The sequence below is a fragment of the Neorhizobium sp. LjRoot104 genome, from assembly GCF_964253725.1.
Classification (GTDB): Bacteria; Pseudomonadota; Alphaproteobacteria; order Rhizobiales; family Rhizobiaceae; genus Neorhizobium.
In genome coordinates, this window is sequence record NZ_CAXURS020000001.1 from 1,133,927 (window position 1) to 1,152,824 (window position 18,898).

The following is an 18,898-nucleotide window of genomic DNA, read 5'->3' on the forward strand; positions in this document are numbered from 1 at the left end:
CTAATACCGTTTTAAAGCATCGGATGGTCCATCCCGGGAATTTGGACTGCTCCGATCGCAAGCCGAGGGCTTCCGCCCCTAAAGGAGATAGGCATGAACCAAGAGGTCATGAATCTTTTCAATCCGCAGGTGCCTGCACAGCACTTCGACTCGATCCGTATCTCGATCGCGTCTCCGGAGAAGATTCTCTCCTGGTCCTACGGCGAGATCAAAAAGCCGGAGACCATCAACTACCGTACCTTCAAGCCTGAGCGCGACGGCCTTTTCTGCGCCCGCATCTTCGGGCCGATCAAGGACTACGAGTGCTTGTGCGGCAAGTACAAGCGCATGAAGTACAAGGGCATCATCTGCGAAAAGTGCGGCGTCGAAGTCACGCTGTCGCGCGTTCGCCGTGAGCGCATGGGCCATATCGAGCTCGCTGCTCCCGTTGCCCATATCTGGTTCCTGAAGTCGCTTCCGTCGCGCATCTCGACCCTTCTCGACATGACGCTGAAGGATGTCGAGCGCGTCCTCTATTTCGAGAACTACATCGTCACTGAGCCGGGCCTCACCTCGCTCAAGGAAAACCAGCTTCTTTCCGAAGAAGAATACATGATCGCCGTCGACGAGTTCGGCGAAGATCAGTTCACGGCGATGATCGGCGCCGAGGCCATCTATGAGATGCTGGCCTCGATGAATCTCGAAAAGATCGCCGGCGACCTGCGTTCGGAACTGGCCGACACCACGTCGGATCTGAAGCAGAAGAAGCTGATGAAGCGCCTGAAGATCGTCGAGAACTTCATGGAATCCGGCAACCGCCCGGAATGGATGATCATGAAGGTCGTGCCCGTGATCCCGCCGGACCTGCGCCCGCTGGTTCCGCTGGATGGCGGCCGCTTTGCGACCTCCGACCTCAACGATCTCTATCGTCGCGTCATCAACCGTAACAACCGTCTGAAGCGCCTGATCGAACTGCGCGCTCCGGGCATCATCATCCGCAACGAAAAGCGCATGCTGCAGGAATCTGTGGACGCGCTGTTCGACAACGGCCGCCGTGGCCGCGTCATCACCGGCGCCAACAAGCGTCCGCTGAAGTCGCTGTCCGACATGCTCAAGGGCAAGCAGGGCCGCTTCCGCCAGAACCTGCTCGGCAAGCGCGTCGATTATTCCGGCCGTTCGGTCATCGTGACCGGTCCGGAGCTGAAGCTGCACCAGTGCGGCCTGCCGAAGAAGATGGCGCTCGAACTGTTCAAGCCGTTCATCTATGCCCGCCTCGACGCCAAGGGTTACTCCTCGACCGTCAAGCAGGCCAAGAAGCTGGTTGAAAAGGAAAAGCCGGAAGTCTGGGATATCCTCGACGAGGTCATCCGCGAGCATCCGGTTCTCCTGAACCGCGCACCGACGCTGCACCGCCTGGGCATCCAGGCCTTCGAACCGATCCTGGTCGAAGGCAAGGCGATCCAGCTGCATCCGCTCGTCTGCACGGCCTTCAACGCCGACTTCGACGGCGACCAGATGGCCGTTCACGTGCCGCTGTCGCTCGAAGCCCAGCTCGAAGCCCGCGTCTTGATGATGTCCACGAACAACATCCTGCATCCGGCAAACGGCGCACCGATCATCGTTCCGTCGCAGGACATGGTTCTCGGCCTCTACTATCTGGCGATCATGAACCAGAACGAGCCGGGCGAAGGCATGGCCTTCTCCGACATGGGCGAGTTGCACCACGCTCTGGAAAACAAGGTCGTCACCCTGCATGCCAAGATCCGCGGTCGCTTCAAGACCGTGGACGCCGACGGCAAGCCGGTTTCCAAGATCTATGAAACGACCCCCGGCCGCATGATCATCGGCGAACTCCTGCCGAAGAACGTCAACGTGCCGTTCGAGACCTGCAACCAGGAAATGACCAAGAAGAACATCTCCAAGATGATCGACACGGTCTACCGTCACTGCGGTCAGAAGGACACGGTGATCTTCTGCGACCGCATCATGCAGCTCGGCTTCACCCATGCCTGCCGCGCCGGCATTTCGTTCGGCAAGGACGACATGATCATCCCGGAAACCAAGGCGAAGATCGTCGGTGACACCGAAACCCTGGTCAAGGAATACGAGCAGCAGTACAATGACGGCCTGATCACCCAGGGCGAAAAGTACAACAAGGTCGTTGACGCCTGGGGCAAGGCCACCGAAAAGGTCGCGGAAGACATGATGGCCCGCATTAAGGCCGTCGAGTTCGATCCGGAAACCGGTCGCCAGAAGCAGATGAATGCCATCTATATGATGTCGCACTCGGGTGCCCGTGGTTCTCCGAACCAGATGCGCCAGCTGGGCGGCATGCGCGGCCTGATGGCCAAGCCCTCGGGCGAAATCATCGAGACGCCGATCATCTCGAACTTCAAGGAAGGCCTGACCGTTAACGAGTACTTCAACTCGACCCACGGCGCCCGTAAGGGCCTCGCAGACACCGCCTTGAAGACCGCGAACTCCGGTTACCTGACCCGTCGTCTCGTCGACGTGGCGCAGGACTGCATCGTCAACCTCGTCGATTGCGGCACCGAGAGCGGCCTCACGATGACGGCGATCGTTGACGCCGGCCAGGTCGTGGCTTCGATCGGTGCTCGTGTTCTGGGTCGTACCGCGCTGGACGATATCGATCACCCGGTCACGGGTGCCCGCATCGTCGATGCCGGCAAGATGATCCTCGAGCCGGATGTCATCGAGATCGAAAAGGCTGGTATCCAGTCGATCCGTATCCGTTCGGCATTGACCTGCGAAGTCCAGACGGGCGTCTGCTCGGTCTGCTACGGCCGAGATCTGGCCCGTGGTACGCCGGTCAACATGGGCGAAGCCGTCGGCGTCATCGCGGCGCAGTCGATCGGCGAGCCGGGAACCCAGCTCACCATGCGTACCTTCCACTTGGGCGGTACGGCAAACGTGGTCGACCAGTCGTTCCTCGAAGCGTCGTACGAAGGCACGATCCAGATCAAGAACCGCAACATGCTGCGGAACTCCGAAGGCGTTCTCGTCGCGATGGGCCGCAACATGGCGGTCACCATTCTCGATGAGCGCGGCGTCGAGCGTTCCTCGCAGCGCGTCGCCTACGGTTCGAAGCTGTTCGTGGATGATGGCGACAAGGTTCGTCGTGGTCAGCGTCTGGCGGAGTGGGATCCCTACACACGCCCGATGATGACGGAAGTGGAAGGTACGGTTCAGTTCGAAGACGTGGTCGACTCGATCTCGGTTTCGGAATCGACCGACGAATCCACCGGCATCACCAAGCGTCAGGTTATCGACTGGCGTTCGACGCCGCGCGGTATCGACTTGAAGCCGGCGATCGTCATCAAGGACGCTTCGGGCAGCATCATGAAGCTGTCCCGCGGTGGTGAAGCCCGCTTCAACCTGTCGGTCGACGCCATCCTGTCGGTCGAGCCGGGTCAGAAGGTCAGCCAGGGCGACGTTCTCGCCCGTGTACCGCTGGAAAGCGCCAAGACCAAGGACATCACCGGTGGTCTGCCGCGCGTCGCCGAACTCTTCGAGGCCCGTCGTCCGAAGGATCACGCCATCATCGCTGAGATCGATGGTACGATCCGCCTCGGCCGCGACTACAAGAACAAGCGTCGCGTCATGATCGAACCTGCCGAAGATGGCGTCGAACCGGTCGAATACCTGATCCCGAAGGGCAAGCCCTTCCATCTTCAGGAAGGCGACTACATCGAAAAGGGCGACTACATCCTAGACGGTAATCCTGCGCCGCACGACATCCTGGCGATCAAGGGCGTGGAAGCACTCGCTTCCTACCTCGTCAACGAAATCCAGGAAGTCTACCGCCTGCAGGGCGTTGTCATCAACGACAAGCACATCGAGGTGATTGTCCGTCAGATGCTGCAGAAGGTCGAGATCACCGATGCCGGCGACAGCCAGTACATCGTCGGTGACAATGTCGACCGGATCGAACTGGACGAAGCCAACGAGCGTCTTGCCGAAGAAGGCAAGAAGCCCGCTTACGGCGAGCCGGTTCTGCTCGGCATCACCAAGGCGTCGCTGCAGACCCCGTCCTTCATCTCGGCCGCTTCCTTCCAGGAGACGACCAAGGTGCTGACGGAAGCTGCGATCGCCGGCAAGACCGACACGCTGCAGGGCCTGAAGGAAAACGTCATCGTCGGCCGTCTCATCCCGGCCGGTACCGGCGGCACCATGACCCAGATCCGCCGCATCGCCACGTCGCGCGACGAGCTCATCCTGGAAGAACGCAAGAAGGGTTCGGGCGCATCGTCCGCCACCCCGATGCTTCAGGACCTCGCCGGCGAAAAGGCTCCGGCCGCCGAATAATCCGGTTGCCGTCGATTGAAATCAAAAACCGCCCGGAGCGATCCGGGCGGTTTTTTCTTTCCGGGCGGTGAGGGAGCGGACATCAAAAAAGCCGCCGGAACAGTTCGGCGGCTTCGTGCATGCTTTGGCGAAACGCGCAAGCGTCGCGATCGGCGAGGGGAGGGGAGGGAGAGATAGGCTGGAACGGACACGTCCGCACTCATGCAAGCCGCAAATGGGGAAGAGGCGAGGGCAGCCAGGCCTCTTCGAAGATCGGGACTACTCGAACCGGATGATCGCCACTTCGCCTTCGAGCGCGCCCTGGTAGGCGGAGGCATGCGGTTCCTCGGTGGGTTCGTCGGTCAGGACGCCGATCTGGTCGAGGTCGGCCTCGATGAAGCCTTCTTCCGAGAGGGCGTTGAGGGCCTCGCGGACGGCGGAATCGTCGTCGGGCGCGCGCAGCATGATATGCAGCTCGATGCCTTCGGCGCCCTTCGTCTCATAGCCCTTGCCGATGATGATGAAGACCATCGGCCCGTCGAGGTTGTTGTCATTGTCGGGTGTGGCGATCATGGTCATCTCCGCGAGCGAATCCCTGGTATCGTCCGAAGACGAGGCGGAACGGAAGGTTCCCGCACTCTTTAGTGTGATCGGCGATGATTCCCAAACATTATCCGCGAGGGCATGTCATATTTCACGAAACCTTGTCTCGAAACCCTCCGTTTGCCCCCGAAACCAGGGGTTTGGGGCAATAATTTAGGATTTGGTCTTGACGCGCAGGGGGGAAAACAGTACACGCCCCGCATCGGAAGCGATGTGAGGCTTGCCCGTTCGGAACGACTCGTTCCGGAGTACGCCTCAGACACGGTTCCATACGCACGTTGAAGACACGAATGCTGCACGCACGACGCATGAGGAATGCGTCCTCTGCTTTCTGTGGTCCATCCGAAAAGCGGATCGGGCCACGTTTTGCGCATGAGGAAATGTGTGTGCCGCCGCCGGAAACGGCATCAGATCGGCCCGAAAGGGTACTGAGAAAAACGTAAGGGATGGTTGAATGCCTACCGTAAACCAGCTGATCCGCAAGCCTCGCCAGGCGAACGTAAAGCGTAACAAGGTTCCTGCTCTGCAGGAAAACCCCCAGAAGCGCGGCGTTTGCACCCGCGTTTACACGACGACCCCGAAGAAGCCGAACTCGGCTCTGCGTAAGGTTGCCAAGATCCGCCTGACCAACGGCTTCGAAGTCATCGGCTACATCCCGGGTGAGGGCCACAACCTGCAGGAACACTCCGTCGTGATGATCCGCGGCGGCCGCGTCAAGGACTTGCCGGGCGTTCGTTACCACATCATCCGCGGCGTTCTCGACACCCAGGGCGTCAAGAACCGCAAGCAGCGCCGTTCGAAGTATGGTGCTAAGCGTCCGAAGTAATTCGGAATTCTGATTATCCGGCGCTGCGCGAGGTTCTCCGCGTGGTAAAGCGCCCGCAACAATTGAGAGACGAGAAGTATGTCCCGACGCCATAGTGCAGAGAAGCGTGAGATCAATCCGGACCCGAAGTTCGGCGATCTGGTCGTCACGAAGTTCATGAATGCGATCATGCTCCACGGCAAGAAGTCCGTGGCTGAGACCATCGTGTATGGTGCGTTTGACGCCGTGCAGGGCAAGTCCAAGCAGGACCCGGTCACCGTTTTCCATCAGGCGCTCGACAACGTCGCTCCGCACGTCGAAGTGCGTTCGCGCCGCGTCGGCGGTGCTACCTACCAGGTTCCGGTCGATGTCCGTCCCGAGCGTCGCCAGGCTCTAGCGATCCGTTGGGTGATCGCTGCTGCCCGCAAGCGTAATGAGACCACCATGGTCGATCGCCTTTCCGGTGAACTTATGGATGCTGCGAACAACCGTGGCAGCGCCGTCAAGAAGCGTGAAGACACGCACAAGATGGCCGACGCCAACCGCGCATTCTCGCATTACCGTTGGTAATCTTCACCCGATCGAATTTCGAAAGGCAGTCCTATGGCTCGCGAATATAAAATCGAAGACTACCGCAATTTCGGTATCATGGCGCATATCGACGCCGGCAAGACCACGACCACCGAGCGTATCCTTTATTACACCGGCAAGTCGCACAAGATCGGCGAAGTTCACGACGGCGCAGCCACGATGGACTGGATGGAGCAGGAGCAGGAGCGTGGCATCACGATCACGTCTGCTGCGACCACGACCTTCTGGAAGGGCCGTGACGGCAAGATGCGCCGTTTCAACATCATCGACACCCCCGGCCACGTCGACTTCACCATCGAAGTCGAACGTTCGCTGCGCGTGCTCGACGGTGCTGTCGCTCTTCTCGACGCCAATGCCGGCGTTGAGCCGCAGACGGAAACCGTCTGGCGTCAGGCCGACAAGTACAACGTCCCGCGCCTGATCTTCTGCAACAAGATGGACAAGACCGGCGCTGATTTCTATCGCTCGGTCGAGATGATCAAGACGCGCCTCGGCGCGACTGCGGTTGTCTGCCAGCTGCCGATCGGTGCTGAAACCGAGTTCAAGGGCATCGTCGATCTGATCGAGATGAACGCTCTCGTGTGGCGCGACGAATCCCTCGGCGCCATGTGGGACGTCGTCGAAATCCCGGAAGACCTGAAGGCTCGTGCCGAGGAATTCCGCGAAAAGATGATCGAGACTGTCGTCGACATCGACGAAGAAGCCATGGAAAACTATCTGAACGGCATCATGCCGGACAACGATAAGATCCGTGCGCTCATCCGTCGCGGCACCATCGACGTCAAGTTCTTCCCGATGTTCTGCGGCTCCGCCTTCAAGAACAAGGGCGTTCAGCCGCTGCTCGACGCCGTCGTCGAATTCCTGCCGTCCCCGGCGGACATTCCGGCGATCAAGGGCATCGACGTCAAGACCGAAGCCGAAATCGACCGTCATGCCGATGACAACGAGCCTCTCTCGATGCTCGCGTTCAAGATCATGAACGACCCCTTCGTCGGTTCGCTGACCTTCTGCCGCATCTATTCGGGCAAGCTCGAAAAGGGCGCGGCCCTGTTGAACACGGTCAAGGAAAAGCGCGAGCGTGTCGGCCGTATGCTGCAGATGCACTCGAACTCCCGTGAAGACATCGAAGAAGCCTTCGCAGGCGACATCGTGGCTCTCGCAGGCCTCAAGGAAACCACCACTGGCGATACGCTCTGCGATCCGCTGAAGCCGGTCATCCTCGAGCGCATGGAATTCCCCGAGCCGGTCATCCAGATCGCCATCGAGCCGAAGTCCAAGGGCGACCAGGAAAAGATGGGCCTCGCGCTCAACCGCCTGGCTGCCGAAGACCCGTCCTTCCGCGTCAAGACCGACGAGGAGTCCGGCCAGACGATCATCGCCGGCATGGGCGAACTTCACCTCGACATTCTCGTCGACCGCATGCGTCGCGAGTTCAAGGTCGAAGCCACCGTCGGTGCTCCGCAGGTTGCCTACCGCGAAACCATCACGAAGAAGCACGAAGAAGACTACACGCACAAGAAGCAGTCCGGTGGTACCGGCCAGTTCGCGCGCGTCAAGCTCGTCTTCGAACCGAACCCGGATGGCGACGACTTCAAGTTCGAGTCCAAGATCGTCGGCGGTGCTGTTCCGAAGGAATACATCCCGGGTGTCCAGAAGGGCATCGAAAGCGTTCTGTCTTCCGGCCCGCTGGCTGGCTTCCCGATGCTGGGCGTCAAGGCGACGCTCATTGACGGTGCCTTCCACGACGTCGACTCGTCGGTTCTGGCGTTCGAAATCGCTTCCCGTGCGTGCTTCCGTGAAGCAGCAAAGAAGGCCGGCGCTCAGCTCCTCGAGCCGATGATGAAGGTCGAAGTCGTCACTCCGGAAGATTACGTCGGTGACGTCATCGGCGACCTGAACTCCCGCCGGGGTCAGATCCAGGGCCAGGAGTCGCGCGGCATCGCCGTTGTGATCAATGCCCACGTGCCGCTGGCGAACATGTTCAAGTACGTCGATAACCTGCGCTCCATGTCCCAGGGCCGCGCGCAGTACTCGATGACCTTCGATCACTACGCACCGGTTCCGACCAACGTCGCAAACGAAATCCAGGCTAAGTACTCCGGTCAGAAGTGACCGGGGTAACCCCGCCCAATCAATTAGAGAATAACCCCTGACGGGGATAAGAACGGAGAAGCCGGAAATGGCAAAGAGCAAGTTTGAGCGCAACAAGCCGCACGTCAACATTGGCACGATCGGTCACGTTGACCATGGCAAGACGTCGCTGACGGCCGCGATCACGAAGTACTTCGGCGAGTACAAGGCCTATGACCAGATCGACGCGGCTCCTGAAGAAAAGGCGCGCGGCATCACCATTTCGACGGCCCACGTCGAATACGAGACGCCGGCCCGCCACTATGCCCACGTCGACTGCCCCGGCCACGCCGACTACGTCAAGAACATGATCACCGGTGCTGCCCAGATGGACGGCGCGATCCTGGTCTGCTCGGCTGCCGACGGCCCGATGCCGCAGACCCGCGAGCACATCCTGCTCGCCCGTCAGGTCGGCGTTCCGGCGATCGTCGTGTTTTTGAACAAGGTCGATCAGGTCGACGACGCCGAGCTTCTCGAGCTCGTCGAGCTGGAAGTTCGCGAACTTCTGTCGTCCTACGATTTCCCGGGCGACGACATTCCGATCATCAAGGGTTCGGCGCTGGCCGCTCTGGAAGATTCGGACAAGAAGATCGGCGAAGATTCGATCCGCGAGCTGATGGCCGCTGTCGACGCCTACATCCCGACGCCTGAGCGTCCGATCAACATGCCGTTCCTGATGCCGATCGAAGACGTGTTCTCGATCTCGGGTCGTGGTACGGTCGTGACCGGCCGCGTCGAGCGCGGCATTGTCAAGGTTGGCGAAGAAGTCGAGATCGTCGGCATCCGCCCGACCTCGAAGACGACGGTGACCGGCGTTGAAATGTTCCGCAAGCTGCTCGACCAGGGCCAGGCCGGCGACAACATCGGTGCTCTCGTCCGCGGCGTGAACCGTGACGGCGTCGAGCGTGGCCAGATCCTGTGCAAGCCGGGTTCGGTCAAGCCGCACAAGAAGTTCATGGCCGAAGCCTACATCCTGACGAAGGAAGAAGGCGGCCGTCATACGCCGTTCTTCACCAACTACCGTCCGCAGTTCTACTTCCGCACGACGGACGTGACGGGCATCGTATCGCTGCCGGAAGGCACCGAAATGGTTATGCCTGGCGATAACGTCACGGTTGCCGTCGAGCTGATCGTTCCGATCGCGATGGAAGAAAAGCTGCGCTTCGCGATCCGCGAAGGCGGCCGCACCGTCGGCGCCGGCATCGTCGCCTCGATCATCGAGTAAGTTTTAACGCAAGCGGCCTTGGCCGCTTGCGTATGACACAAAAATGTAGCAAATGGCGCGCGAGCGTGATTTGCCCGCTGCTTCGGCTTCGAGGCAGGAATGAACAGATAAGGTGGGCCAAGGGCCCGAAGACTGGAAAGGGATGCCGTATTCTCGGTGTCCCCTTCGATCTTTGAAACCGGTGGTCCGCCTTAAGGTAAGAGAGAACAACCCGTGCCCTATATGTTTGGCACGCGGATAACAGACAACAAGGATAACGTCGAATGAACGGCCAAAATATCCGCATTCGCCTGAAGGCGTTCGATCACCGCATTCTCGACGCTTCGACGCGCGAGATCGTGTCGACGGCGAAGCGCACCGGCGCAAGCGTCCGGGGCCCCGTTCCGCTTCCGACCCGAATCGAGAAGTTTACGGTTAACCGGTCCCCCCACATCGACAAGAAGAGCCGCGAGCAGTTCGAGATGCGCACCCACAAGCGCCTTCTCGATATCGTTGACCCGACACCGCAGACGGTGGACGCGCTGATGAAGCTCGACCTCGCCGCCGGTGTTGACGTTGAGATCAAGCTCTGAGACTTCAGGTCTCGGGCTGAGTGAGAAGGATTGAACCGATGCGTTCGGGTGTAATTGCACAGAAGGTGGGAATGACGCGCGTCTACAATGACGCAGGCGAGCATGTCCCCGTAACCGTATTGCGGTTGGAAAACTGCCAGGTCGTGGCTCAGCGCACCGTCGAGAAGAATGGCTATACCGCCGTTCAGCTGGGTGCCGGCACTGCCAAGGTAAAGAACACGACCAAGGCGCTGCGCGGCCATTTCGCCGTCGCCGAAGTCGAGCCGAAGGCGAAGCTCGTCGAGTTTCGCGTTTCCGAAGACAACATGATCGACGTCGGCACCGAGCTGAAGGCTGATCATTTCCAGGCCGGCCAGCTGGTGGACGTCACCGGTACTTCGATCGGTAAGGGTTTCGCCGGCGCCATGAAGCGCCATAACTTCGGCGGTCTTCGCGCCACGCACGGTGTGTCCGTTTCGCACCGTTCGCATGGTTCGACTGGTAACAACCAGGATCCGGGCAAGGTCTGGAAGGGCAAGCGCATGGCTGGTCACATGGGCCAGACGCGCATCACCACCCAGAACCTCGAAGTCGTTTCCACCGACGAGAACCGTGGCCTGATCCTCGTCAAGGGTGCCGTTCCCGGCTCCAAGGGCGCTTGGATCGTCGTTCGCGATGCCATCAAGTCGGCCGCGAAGTAAGGGAGCCAAGCACATGGAATATAACGTCAAGACCCTCGAGGGAAAAGACGCCGGCAAGGTAGCCCTGTCGGACGAGATTTTCGGCCTCGATCCCCGCGAAGACATTCTCGCCCGCATGGTTCGTTGGCAGCTCGCCAAGAAGCAGCAGGGCACGCACAAGACCAAGGGTCGTGCTGAAGTCTCCCGCACCGGCGCCAAGATGTACAAGCAGAAGGGTACGGGCCGCGCTCGTCACCATTCGGCTCGCGCTCCGCAGTTCCGCGGCGGCGGCAAGGCTCACGGCCCGGTCGTCCGCAGCCACGAGCATGACCTTCCCAAGAAGGTTCGCGCGCTGGCTCTCCGTCACGCCCTCTCTGCAAAGATGAAGGCTGAAGACATCATCATCGTCGACAACCTGGTTGCCGCCGAAGCAAAGACCAAGGCGCTCGCCGGTTCCTTCGCTTCGCTCGGCCTCACCAACGTGTTGTTCATCGGCGGCGTTGAGCTCGACAGCAACTTCAAGCTCGCAGCCCAGAACATCCCGAACGTCGATGTTCTGCCGGTTCAGGGCATCAATGTTTACGACATCCTGCGTCGCGGCAAGCTGGTGCTTTCCAAGGCTGCGGTGGAAGCTCTAGAGGAGCGTTTCAAGTGACCGACATTCGCCACTATGATGTGATCGTATCTCCCTCGATCACCGAAAAGTCGACGCTGGTATCCGAACAGAACCAGGTCGTCTTCAACGTTGCCAAGACTGCTTCCAAGCCGGAAATCAAGGCTGCCGTAGAGGCGCTGTTCGGTGTGAAGGTCACGGCCGTCAACACGCTTGTCCGCAAGGGCAAGGTAAAGCGGTTCCGTGGCTTCGTCGGCAAGCAGAAGGACGTCAAGAAGGCTGTCGTCACCCTGGCCGAAGGTCAGACGATCGACGTCTCCACCGGTCTCTGAGGTATAAGATAATGGCATTGAAAAGCTACAACCCGACGACCCCGAGCCAGCGTCAGCTGGTCATCGTCGACCGGTCCGGCCTCTGGAAGGGTAAGCCCGTCAAGAAGCTCACCGAGGGTCTCTCCAAGAGCGGCGGCCGCAACAACTTCGGCCGCATCACCGCCCGCTTTATCGGCGGCGGTCACAAGCGGACCTATCGCCTGGTCGACTTCAAGCGTCGCAAGTTCGACGTCGAAGGCACGGTCGAGCGTCTGGAATACGACCCGAACCGTACGGCGTTCATCGCACTGATCACCTATACCGACGGTGAGCAGGCCTACATCCTGGCTCCGCAGCGTCTTGCTGCCGGCGACAAGGTGATCGCGTCCGAAAAGGCCGTCGACGTAAAGCCCGGCAACACCATGCCGCTGCAGTACATCCCGGTCGGCTCGATCGTTCACAACGTCGAAATGAAGCCGGGCAAGGGTGGCCAGATGGCTCGCTCCGCCGGCACCTACGTTCAGCTCGTCGGCCGCGATGCCGGCATGGCGATCCTGCGCCTCAACTCCGGCGAACAGCGCCTCGTCCCGGGCTCCTGCCTGGCTTCGATCGGTGCGGTTTCCAACCCGGATCACGGCAACATCAACGACGGCAAGGCCGGTCGTACCGTCTGGCGTGGCAAGCGTCCGCATAACCGCGGCGTCGTCATGAACCCGGTCGATCATCCGCACGGCGGTGGTGAAGGTCGTACCTCGGGTGGCCGTCATCCGGTCAGCCCCTGGGGCAAGCCGACCAAGGGCAAGCGCACACGTTCGAACAAGTCCACGGACAAGTTCATCATGCGTTCGCGCCATCAGCGCAAGAAGTAAGAGAGGAAGTCACTAATGGCTCGTTCAGTATGGAAAGGTCCGTTTGTTGACGGCTATCTTCTCAAGAAGGCTGAGAAGGTGCGCGAAGGCGGACGGAGTGAAGTAATCAAGATGTGGACCCGTCGGTCCACCATCCTGCCGCAGTTCGTTGGCTTGACGTTCGGCGTCTACAACGGCAGCAAGCACATTCCGGTCAGCGTCAACGAAGACATGGTCGGACACAAGTTCGGTGAATTCGCTCCCACCCGTACCTATTACGGTCACGGCGCGGACAAGAAGGCGAAGAGGAAGTAATCATGGCGAAGGCTAAGACCGAACGCCGGCTGAAGGATAACGAGGCGCAGGCAGTTGCGCGTACGCTCCGCGTCAGCCCCCAGAAGCTGAACCTCGTTGCCGCCATGATCCGCGGCAAGAAGGTCGAACGCGCGCTTGCAGAACTCGAATTCTCGCGCAAGCGCATCGCCGGCACGGTGAAGAAGACCCTCGAGTCTGCAATCGCCAATGCCGAAAACAACCATGACCTCGACGTCGACGCGTTGATCGTTTCGGAAGCCTATGTCGGCAAGTCGATCGTGATGAAGCGCTTCCACGCTCGTGGCCGCGGCCGTGCATCGCGGATCGAGAAGCCTTTCTCGCATCTGACGATCGTCGTTCGCGAAGTCGAGGAAAAAGGGGAGGCCGCATAATGGGTCAGAAAATCAATCCGATCGGTTTTCGCCTCGGCATTAACCGCACCTGGGACAGCCGTTGGTTCGCCGACAACGCGGAATACGGTCAGCTCCTCCATGAGGACCTGAAGATCCGCGCCTACCTGATGTCGGAGCTGAAGCAGGCCGGCATCGCCAAGGTGGTCATCGAGCGTCCGCACAAGAAGTGCCGCGTCACGATCCACTCGGCTCGCCCGGGTCTGATCATCGGCAAGAAGGGCGCGGACATCGAGAAGCTTCGCAAGAAGATCGCGACGATGACCAATTCGGAAACGCATCTCAACATCGTTGAAGTGCGCAAGCCGGAAATCGACTCGACGCTCGTCGCCCAGTCGATCGCCCAGCAGCTCGAGCGTCGCGTGGCTTTCCGCCGTGCGATGAAGCGTGCCGTTCAGTCGGCCATGCGTCTCGGCGCCGAAGGCATCAAGATCACCTGCGCCGGCCGTCTCGGCGGTGCTGAAATCGCCCGTACCGAATGGTACCGCGAAGGTCGCGTTCCGCTTCATACGCTGCGTGCAGACATCGACTACGGTACGGCTGAAGCCGAAACCGCATTCGGCATCTGCGGTATCAAGGTCTGGATCTTCAAGGGCGAAATCCTTGAGCACGATCCGATGGCTTCTGAACGTCGCGCCATGGAAGGCGATGCACAGGGTCCCGCAAGCCGCGAACGCGGCGATCGTGGTGACCGTGGTGATCGCCGCCGCGAAAACGCTTGATCAACGCTGGCGAAAGATAAGCTCGGAGAAGTAAGAAAATGTTGCAGCCAAAGCGTACCAAGTACCGCAAGCAGTTCAAGGGTCGCATCAAGGGTGTGGCCAAGGGCGGCTTCGACCTGGCCTTCGGTGAATTCGGCCTGAAGTCGCAGGAACCCAACCGCGTCAACGCCCGCGAGATCGAAGCGGCCCGCCGCGCGATCACGCGCGCCATGAAGCGCGCCGGCCGCGTCTGGATCCGTGTGTTCCCGGACGTTCCGGTCACCGCAAAGCCGACCGAAGTCCGCATGGGTAAGGGTAAGGGCGGCGTCGAATACTGGGCCTGCAAGGTCAAGCCCGGTCGCATGATGTTCGAGATCGACGGTGTTTCCGAGGAGCTCGCCCGCGAGGCGCTTCGTCTCGGTGCTGCCAAGCTCTCGGTCAAGACGCGCTTCGTACAGCGCATCGCAGAGTAAGGAGCAAGGCACATGAAAGCCGAAGACGTTCGCGGCCTCACGGCCGATCAGCTCAAGGACAAGCTCGCCGACCTGAAGAAGGAGCAGTTCAACCTGCGCTTCCAGAAGGCAACCGGCCAGCTCGAGAAGTCCTCGCGCATCACCGAGGTTCGCAAGGACATCGCCCGCGTGAAAACCATTGCCCGCCAGAAGGCGGCAGAAGCCAAGGCCTAAGGAAAAATAATATGCCGAAACGCATTCTGCAGGGCGTCGTAGTTTCCGACAAGAACGAAAAGACCGTTGTTGTCCGGGTCGAGCGCCGCTTCGCGCATCCGCTGCTTCAGAAGACGGTCCGCCGTTCCAAGAAGTACAAGGCGCATGACGAGAACAACCAGTACAAGGTAGGTGACGTCGTTTCCATCCAGGAATGCGCGCCGATCTCCAAGGACAAGACCTGGACGGTCGTTTCCGCCCAGGCTTAATTTGCTTCGGACCTACGTCTGGGCCTTGCGCCCGGCGTAGAATCCTGTAAGAAGCACCCCACTGGCGCAGGACGCTCGGAAACGAGCGTTCTTTTGCTTTGAGCGCAGGGAAGGTCCTTTTGAGGAAACCGCCTTGGCAAGACCCCACCCGCGCACAACGAGATTCTGTCCATAAGCCGAAACGGGGCGTTTCTAACGCCCGGTCGTTTCGGTCATTAGAAAAAGGCGACCTGACATGATTCAGATGCAAACAAACCTCGACGTGGCGGATAATTCCGGCGCACGTCGTGTCATGTGCATCAAGGTGCTGGGCGGCTCCAAGCGCAAGTACGCTTCCATCGGCGACATCATTGTCGTTTCGATCAAGGAAGCCATCCCGCGCGGCCGCGTCAAGAAGGGTGACGTGATGAAGGCGGTTGTTGTGCGTACCGCCAAGGACATCCGTCGTCCGGACGGCAGCGTCATCCGCTTCGATAACAACGCAGCGGTCCTCATCGACAACAAGAAAGAGCCGATCGGCACCCGTATCTTCGGACCGGTTCCGCGCGAACTTCGCGCCAAGAACCATATGAAGATCATCTCGCTGGCTCCGGAAGTACTGTAAGGAGCTCATGCGATGAACAAGATCAAGAAGGGCGACAGCGTCGTCGTACTCGCCGGCAAGGACAAGGGCCGCACCGGCGAAGTCCTTCAGGTTATGCCGAAGGAAGACCGCGCCGTCGTGCGTGGCATCAACATGGTGAAGCGCCACCAGCGTCAGTCTCAGACGCAGGAAGCCGGCATCATCAACAAGGAAGCGTCCATTCACCTGTCGAACATCGCGATCGTCGCGAAAGACGGCAAGCCGACCCGCGTTGGCTTCTCCGTCATCGACGGCAAGAAGGTGCGTGTAGCCAAGCGTACGGGAGATGTGATCGATGGCTGAGGCAAAGTATGAGCCGCGGCTCAAGGTGGAATACAATTCCCGTATCCGCGCCGCGCTGAAGGAGCAGTTCTCCTACTCCAACGACATGATGATCCCCAGGCTGGACAAGATCGTCATCAACATGGGTGTCGGCGAAGCGACGGCTGACTCGAAGAAGCCTTCCGTGGCTGCTGCCGACCTGGCCGCCATTGCCGGCCAGAAGCCGATCATCACCAAGGCACGGAATTCCATCGCGGGCTTCAAGGTTCGCGAATTCATGCCGATCGGTGCAAAGGTCACGCTTCGCGGCGCCCGCATGTACGAATTCATGGACCGTCTGATCAACATCGCGCTTCCGCGCGTTCGCGACTTTCGTGGCTTGAACCCGAAAAGCTTTGACGGCCGTGGCAACTTCGCCATGGGCATCAAGGAGCACATTGTGTTCCCAGAGATCAACTACGACAAGGTTGATCAGATGTGGGGCATGGACATCATCGTTTGCACGACGGCTACCAAGGACGACGAAGCACGGGCTCTCTTGAAAGAGTTCAACTTCCCGTTCCGCCAGTAACCGTAACGACGAGCGTTTAGAAGGAACTCCCATATGGCGAAAACCAGCGCAGTTGAAAAGAACAAGCGCCGCCGCAAGACAGTTGCCAACCAGGCCGCCAAGCGTGCGACCCTGAAGGCGACCATCATGAACCAGGAACTTTCGATCGAAGAACGGTTCAAGGCAACCCTGAAGCTCGCTTCTCTGCCGCGCGATGGCTCGAAGACGCGTATCCGCAACCGTTGCGAAGTCACCGGTCGCCCGCGCGCTTTCTATCGCAAGCTCAGGATGTCGCGTATCGCGCTTCGTGAGCTCGGCAATCTCGGCAAGGTGCCGGGCATCGTCAAGTCGAGCTGGTAAGGAGATCGTTAGATGACCATGACTGATCCCTTGGGCGATATGCTCACCCGTATCCGCAACGGCGCAGCCCGCCGCAAGTCGACCGTTTCCACGCCTGCTTCCAAGCTGCGTGTCCGCGTTCTCGACGTTCTGCAGGCTGAAGGCTATATCCGCGGTTATTCGGAAATCGACTACGGTAACGGCAAGGCCGAGATCGAAATCGAACTCAAGTACTACGAAGGCGCGTCGGTGATCCGTGAGATCGGCCGCGTGTCCAAGCCGGGCCGCCGGGTCTATGTCTCGGTAAAGTCCATTCCGCAGGTCGCGAACGGCCTCGGCATCACCATCCTTTCGACTCCGAAGGGCGTGATGGCCGATCACCAGGCTCGCGAACAGAACGTTGGTGGCGAGGTTCTCTGCTCTGTCTTCTAAGACAGGGTAGGGGAACTCCATAGCGAACAGACAGGATTGAAACATGTCTCGTATCGGTAAAAAGCCCGTTCAGGTTCCTGCAGGGATCACGGCCACTATTGATGGCCAGAAAGTGACTGCCAAGGGCCCGAAGGGTGAGCTTTTCTTCGTCGCAAACGACGAAATCAAGCTGGAACTCGAAAACAACGCTGTCTCGGTGACCCCGGTCAACGACAGCAAGGATGCTCGTTCGAAGTGGGGCATGTCCCGCACGATGATCGAAAACATCTTCAAGGGTGTGAAGGACGGTTTTGAGCGTAAGCTTGAAATCAACGGCGTTGGTTACCGCGCATCTTTGCAGGGCAAGAACCTGCAGCTGGCGCTCGGTTTCTCCCACGACGTGGTCTACCAGACCCCGGAAGGCATCACCATTGCCGTGCCGAAGCCGACGGAAATCATCGTCACCGGCATCAATAAGCAGCAGGTCGGTCAGGTTGCCGCGGAGATCCGTGAATACCGCGGTCCAGAGCCCTACAAGGGCAAAGGCGTCAAGTACGCTGAGGAACGGATCGTCCGCAAGGAAGGCAAGAAGAAGTAAGGACGACGGATCATGGCAACGAGAAAAGAAGCACTCACCAAGCGTGCGAGCCGTGTTCGCCGCCAGATCAAGAAGGTCGCAAATGGCCGTCCGCGTCTGTCGGTTCACCGTTCGTCCAAGAACATCTATGTCCAGGTCATCGACGACGTGGCCGGCCGCACGCTTGCTGCCGCCTCCACGCTCGACGCTGGTCTGCGCGCATCGCTGAAGACCGGCGCTGACGTTGCGGCAGCTGCTGCTGTCGGCAAGCTGGTTGCGGAACGCGCCACCAAGGCCGGCGTGACGGAAGTCGTGTTCGATCGCGGCGCCTTCATCTATCACGGCCGCATCAAGGCCCTGGCTGAAGCTGCCCGCGAAGGCGGCCTGAGCTTCTAAGAATTTTCGCCCGCATCCCTGAACAGGGGAGGCGGGCGAAATGCGGTTCGCCGCGCACATCAGTCGTTCCATCCTAGTCCTTCACGGGCAGGGGATGGTTGGCTCCCGGAAATTGCCCATTGCACCCGGAAAAGAAAAAGGAAAAGAACAATGGCACAAGAAAGAAGAGGCCAGCGAGAAGATCGCCAGAGCCGCGAAGAGCGCGATAGCGAATTCGTCGACAAGCTGGTCGCGATCAACCGCGTCGCCAAGGTCGTCAAGGGCGGCCGTCGTTTTGGTTTCGCAGCTCTCGTCGTCGTCGGCGACCAGAAGGGCCGCGTCGGCTTCGGCCATGGCAAGGCACGCGAAGTGCCGGAAGCCATCCGCAAGGCGACCGAAAGCGCAAAGCGCGATCTGATCTTCGTTCCCCTGCGTGATGGCCGTACGCTGCATCACGATGTCAACGGCCGTCACGGCGCCGGCAAGGTTCTGCTGCGCTCGGCCAAGGCTGGTACCGGCATCATCGCCGGCGGCCCGATGCGCGCCGTATTCGAAACGCTCGGCGTCCATGACGTCGTCGCCAAGTCGACCGGTTCGTCGAACCCTTACAACATGGTTCGCGCCACGTTCGACGCCCTGAAGCATCAGGTGCATCCGAAGGACGTAGCAGCTCAGCGCGGCATCAAGTATGCAACGCTGCAGTCTCGCCGCGCCGCTTCCGGCAATGCGCAGGAAGAATAA

At 59.9% G+C, this 18,898-nt stretch carries 25 protein-coding genes; 24 read left to right on the forward strand and 1 reads right to left on the reverse strand.

The window, feature by feature from the left end; all coding sequences use genetic code 11:
• Positions 1-93: 93 nt before the first annotated feature.
• The gene (gene rpoC, locus ACSQ8R_RS05760) at positions 94-4,305 is read left to right on the forward strand and encodes a DNA-directed RNA polymerase subunit beta' (protein ID WP_436252492.1); all 4,212 of its coding nucleotides are present in this window, start codon (positions 94-96) and stop codon (positions 4,303-4,305) included.
• A 258-nt stretch (positions 4,306-4,563) separates the two neighbouring features.
• Here rpoC and ACSQ8R_RS05765 read toward each other — a convergent pair whose 3' ends face one another.
• Entirely contained in the window at positions 4,564-4,857 is a 294-nt protein-coding gene (locus ACSQ8R_RS05765; RefSeq protein ID WP_046635345.1) for a hypothetical protein, read from the reverse strand.
• Between the two features lie 484 nt (positions 4,858-5,341).
• Between ACSQ8R_RS05765 and rpsL the strand changes: the two genes are divergently transcribed.
• The 23 genes from rpsL (at position 5,342) to rpsE (ending at position 18,898) form a co-directional block, all read left to right on the forward strand.
• Positions 5,342-5,713, forward strand: a complete 372-nt coding sequence (gene rpsL, locus ACSQ8R_RS05770) for a 30S ribosomal protein S12 (protein ID WP_003547537.1) — start codon at positions 5,342-5,344, stop codon at positions 5,711-5,713.
• 78 nt (positions 5,714-5,791) lie between these two features.
• Positions 5,792-6,262: a 30S ribosomal protein S7 gene (gene rpsG / locus ACSQ8R_RS05775; RefSeq protein WP_113131341.1), complete on the forward strand. Its 471-nt coding sequence runs from the start codon at positions 5,792-5,794 to the stop codon at positions 6,260-6,262.
• 33 nt (positions 6,263-6,295) lie between these two features.
• Positions 6,296-8,395, forward strand: coding sequence for an elongation factor G (fusA, locus tag ACSQ8R_RS05780; protein ID WP_436252493.1), 2,100 nt, complete (start codon positions 6,296-6,298; stop codon positions 8,393-8,395).
• A 67-nt stretch (positions 8,396-8,462) separates the two neighbouring features.
• Complete coding sequence (tuf, locus tag ACSQ8R_RS05785; protein ID WP_037088622.1) at positions 8,463-9,638, forward strand: elongation factor Tu; 1,176 nt, start codon at positions 8,463-8,465, stop codon at positions 9,636-9,638.
• Positions 9,639-9,901: 263 nt separating this feature from the next.
• The gene (rpsJ, locus tag ACSQ8R_RS05790) at positions 9,902-10,210 is read left to right on the forward strand and encodes a 30S ribosomal protein S10 (protein WP_003547547.1); all 309 of its coding nucleotides are present in this window, start codon (positions 9,902-9,904) and stop codon (positions 10,208-10,210) included.
• Positions 10,211-10,248: 38 nt separating this feature from the next.
• Positions 10,249-10,890 carry a 50S ribosomal protein L3 gene (gene rplC, locus ACSQ8R_RS05795; protein ID WP_436252494.1) on the forward strand — a complete coding sequence of 214 codons (642 nt, stop codon included), beginning with the start codon at positions 10,249-10,251 and terminating at the stop codon, positions 10,888-10,890.
• A gap of 13 nt (positions 10,891-10,903) precedes the next feature.
• Entirely contained in the window at positions 10,904-11,524 is a 621-nt protein-coding gene (gene rplD, locus ACSQ8R_RS05800; protein WP_007761052.1) for a 50S ribosomal protein L4, read from the forward strand.
• On the forward strand, positions 11,521-11,814 hold the full coding sequence (locus ACSQ8R_RS05805; protein ID WP_436252495.1) for a 50S ribosomal protein L23: 294 nt from the start codon (positions 11,521-11,523) through the stop codon (positions 11,812-11,814). The genes rplD and ACSQ8R_RS05805 overlap by 4 nt, the downstream gene beginning before the upstream one ends.
• An 11-nt stretch (positions 11,815-11,825) precedes the next feature.
• Entirely contained in the window at positions 11,826-12,662 is an 837-nt protein-coding gene (gene rplB, locus ACSQ8R_RS05810; RefSeq protein ID WP_436252496.1) for a 50S ribosomal protein L2, read from the forward strand.
• A 15-nt stretch (positions 12,663-12,677) separates the two neighbouring features.
• Positions 12,678-12,956 (forward strand): 30S ribosomal protein S19, encoded by a 279-nt coding sequence (gene rpsS / locus ACSQ8R_RS05815; protein ID WP_007770151.1) that lies wholly within the window; start codon positions 12,678-12,680, stop codon positions 12,954-12,956.
• 2 nt (positions 12,957-12,958) lie between these two features.
• The gene (gene rplV, locus ACSQ8R_RS05820; RefSeq protein WP_007770149.1) at positions 12,959-13,348 is read left to right on the forward strand and encodes a 50S ribosomal protein L22; all 390 of its coding nucleotides are present in this window, start codon (positions 12,959-12,961) and stop codon (positions 13,346-13,348) included.
• The gene (rpsC, locus tag ACSQ8R_RS05825) at positions 13,348-14,088 is read left to right on the forward strand and encodes a 30S ribosomal protein S3 (RefSeq protein WP_007770147.1); all 741 of its coding nucleotides are present in this window, start codon (positions 13,348-13,350) and stop codon (positions 14,086-14,088) included. Before rplV ends, rpsC begins: the two co-directional genes overlap by 1 nt.
• Before the next feature lie 38 nt (positions 14,089-14,126).
• On the forward strand, positions 14,127-14,540 hold the full coding sequence (rplP, locus tag ACSQ8R_RS05830; protein ID WP_007770145.1) for a 50S ribosomal protein L16: 414 nt from the start codon (positions 14,127-14,129) through the stop codon (positions 14,538-14,540).
• Between the two features lie 12 nt (positions 14,541-14,552).
• On the forward strand, positions 14,553-14,753 hold the full coding sequence (rpmC, locus tag ACSQ8R_RS05835; RefSeq protein ID WP_007770142.1) for a 50S ribosomal protein L29: 201 nt from the start codon (positions 14,553-14,555) through the stop codon (positions 14,751-14,753).
• Positions 14,754-14,764: 11 nt separating this feature from the next.
• Positions 14,765-15,001 carry a 30S ribosomal protein S17 gene (gene rpsQ, locus ACSQ8R_RS05840; RefSeq protein ID WP_007770140.1) on the forward strand — a complete coding sequence of 79 codons (237 nt, stop codon included), beginning with the start codon at positions 14,765-14,767 and terminating at the stop codon, positions 14,999-15,001.
• Between the two features lie 235 nt (positions 15,002-15,236).
• Positions 15,237-15,605, forward strand: a complete 369-nt coding sequence (gene rplN, locus ACSQ8R_RS05845; RefSeq protein WP_007770138.1) for a 50S ribosomal protein L14 — start codon at positions 15,237-15,239, stop codon at positions 15,603-15,605.
• A 12-nt stretch (positions 15,606-15,617) separates the two neighbouring features.
• Complete coding sequence (gene rplX / locus ACSQ8R_RS05850; protein WP_046635342.1) at positions 15,618-15,926, forward strand: 50S ribosomal protein L24; 309 nt, start codon at positions 15,618-15,620, stop codon at positions 15,924-15,926.
• The gene (gene rplE / locus ACSQ8R_RS05855; RefSeq protein ID WP_345922119.1) at positions 15,919-16,476 is read left to right on the forward strand and encodes a 50S ribosomal protein L5; all 558 of its coding nucleotides are present in this window, start codon (positions 15,919-15,921) and stop codon (positions 16,474-16,476) included. Before rplX ends, rplE begins: the two co-directional genes overlap by 8 nt.
• A 33-nt stretch (positions 16,477-16,509) precedes the next feature.
• The gene (rpsN, locus tag ACSQ8R_RS05860; RefSeq protein WP_007770129.1) at positions 16,510-16,815 is read left to right on the forward strand and encodes a 30S ribosomal protein S14; all 306 of its coding nucleotides are present in this window, start codon (positions 16,510-16,512) and stop codon (positions 16,813-16,815) included.
• A 12-nt stretch (positions 16,816-16,827) separates the two neighbouring features.
• Positions 16,828-17,226 carry a 30S ribosomal protein S8 gene (gene rpsH / locus ACSQ8R_RS05865; protein ID WP_436252497.1) on the forward strand — a complete coding sequence of 133 codons (399 nt, stop codon included), beginning with the start codon at positions 16,828-16,830 and terminating at the stop codon, positions 17,224-17,226.
• A gap of 43 nt (positions 17,227-17,269) precedes the next feature.
• Positions 17,270-17,803, forward strand: coding sequence for a 50S ribosomal protein L6 (rplF, locus tag ACSQ8R_RS05870; RefSeq protein WP_436252498.1), 534 nt, complete (start codon positions 17,270-17,272; stop codon positions 17,801-17,803).
• 12 nt (positions 17,804-17,815) lie between these two features.
• On the forward strand, positions 17,816-18,178 hold the full coding sequence (gene rplR / locus ACSQ8R_RS05875; protein ID WP_037084721.1) for a 50S ribosomal protein L18: 363 nt from the start codon (positions 17,816-17,818) through the stop codon (positions 18,176-18,178).
• 150 nt (positions 18,179-18,328) lie between these two features.
• Entirely contained in the window at positions 18,329-18,898 is a 570-nt protein-coding gene (gene rpsE, locus ACSQ8R_RS05880) for a 30S ribosomal protein S5 (RefSeq protein ID WP_037084719.1), read from the forward strand.

Bases quoted from the DNA above. Each gene is read 5' to 3' on its own strand.
- rplP (WP_007770145.1), top strand. From the start codon at position 14,127: ATGTTGCAGCCAAAGCGTACCAAGTACCGCAAGCAGTTCAAGGGTCGC.
- rpoC (WP_436252492.1), top strand. From the start codon at position 94: ATGAACCAAGAGGTCATGAATCTTTTCAATCCGCAGGTGCCTGCACAG.
- rpsL (WP_003547537.1), top strand. From the start codon at position 5,342: ATGCCTACCGTAAACCAGCTGATCCGCAAGCCTCGCCAGGCGAACGTA.
- rpsH (WP_436252497.1), top strand. From the start codon at position 16,828: ATGACCATGACTGATCCCTTGGGCGATATGCTCACCCGTATCCGCAAC.
- rpsS (WP_007770151.1), top strand. From the start codon at position 12,678: ATGGCTCGTTCAGTATGGAAAGGTCCGTTTGTTGACGGCTATCTTCTC.
- fusA (WP_436252493.1), top strand. From the start codon at position 6,296: ATGGCTCGCGAATATAAAATCGAAGACTACCGCAATTTCGGTATCATG.
- rplR (WP_037084721.1), top strand. From the start codon at position 17,816: ATGGCAACGAGAAAAGAAGCACTCACCAAGCGTGCGAGCCGTGTTCGC.
- rpsJ (WP_003547547.1), top strand. From the start codon at position 9,902: ATGAACGGCCAAAATATCCGCATTCGCCTGAAGGCGTTCGATCACCGC.
- tuf (WP_037088622.1), top strand. From the start codon at position 8,463: ATGGCAAAGAGCAAGTTTGAGCGCAACAAGCCGCACGTCAACATTGGC.
- rplD (WP_007761052.1), top strand. From the start codon at position 10,904: ATGGAATATAACGTCAAGACCCTCGAGGGAAAAGACGCCGGCAAGGTA.
- rplC (WP_436252494.1), top strand. From the start codon at position 10,249: ATGCGTTCGGGTGTAATTGCACAGAAGGTGGGAATGACGCGCGTCTAC.
- rplF (WP_436252498.1), top strand. From the start codon at position 17,270: ATGTCTCGTATCGGTAAAAAGCCCGTTCAGGTTCCTGCAGGGATCACG.
- rpsG (WP_113131341.1), top strand. From the start codon at position 5,792: ATGTCCCGACGCCATAGTGCAGAGAAGCGTGAGATCAATCCGGACCCG.
- rplX (WP_046635342.1), top strand. From the start codon at position 15,618: ATGAACAAGATCAAGAAGGGCGACAGCGTCGTCGTACTCGCCGGCAAG.
- ACSQ8R_RS05765 (WP_046635345.1), bottom strand. From the start codon at position 4,857: ATGATCGCCACACCCGACAATGACAACAACCTCGACGGGCCGATGGTC.
- rpmC (WP_007770142.1), top strand. From the start codon at position 14,553: ATGAAAGCCGAAGACGTTCGCGGCCTCACGGCCGATCAGCTCAAGGAC.
- rplN (WP_007770138.1), top strand. From the start codon at position 15,237: ATGATTCAGATGCAAACAAACCTCGACGTGGCGGATAATTCCGGCGCA.
- rplB (WP_436252496.1), top strand. From the start codon at position 11,826: ATGGCATTGAAAAGCTACAACCCGACGACCCCGAGCCAGCGTCAGCTG.
- rpsQ (WP_007770140.1), top strand. From the start codon at position 14,765: ATGCCGAAACGCATTCTGCAGGGCGTCGTAGTTTCCGACAAGAACGAA.
- rplE (WP_345922119.1), top strand. From the start codon at position 15,919: ATGGCTGAGGCAAAGTATGAGCCGCGGCTCAAGGTGGAATACAATTCC.
- rpsE (WP_037084719.1), top strand. From the start codon at position 18,329: ATGGCACAAGAAAGAAGAGGCCAGCGAGAAGATCGCCAGAGCCGCGAA.
- rpsN (WP_007770129.1), top strand. From the start codon at position 16,510: ATGGCGAAAACCAGCGCAGTTGAAAAGAACAAGCGCCGCCGCAAGACA.
- rpsC (WP_007770147.1), top strand. From the start codon at position 13,348: ATGGGTCAGAAAATCAATCCGATCGGTTTTCGCCTCGGCATTAACCGC.
- rplV (WP_007770149.1), top strand. From the start codon at position 12,959: ATGGCGAAGGCTAAGACCGAACGCCGGCTGAAGGATAACGAGGCGCAG.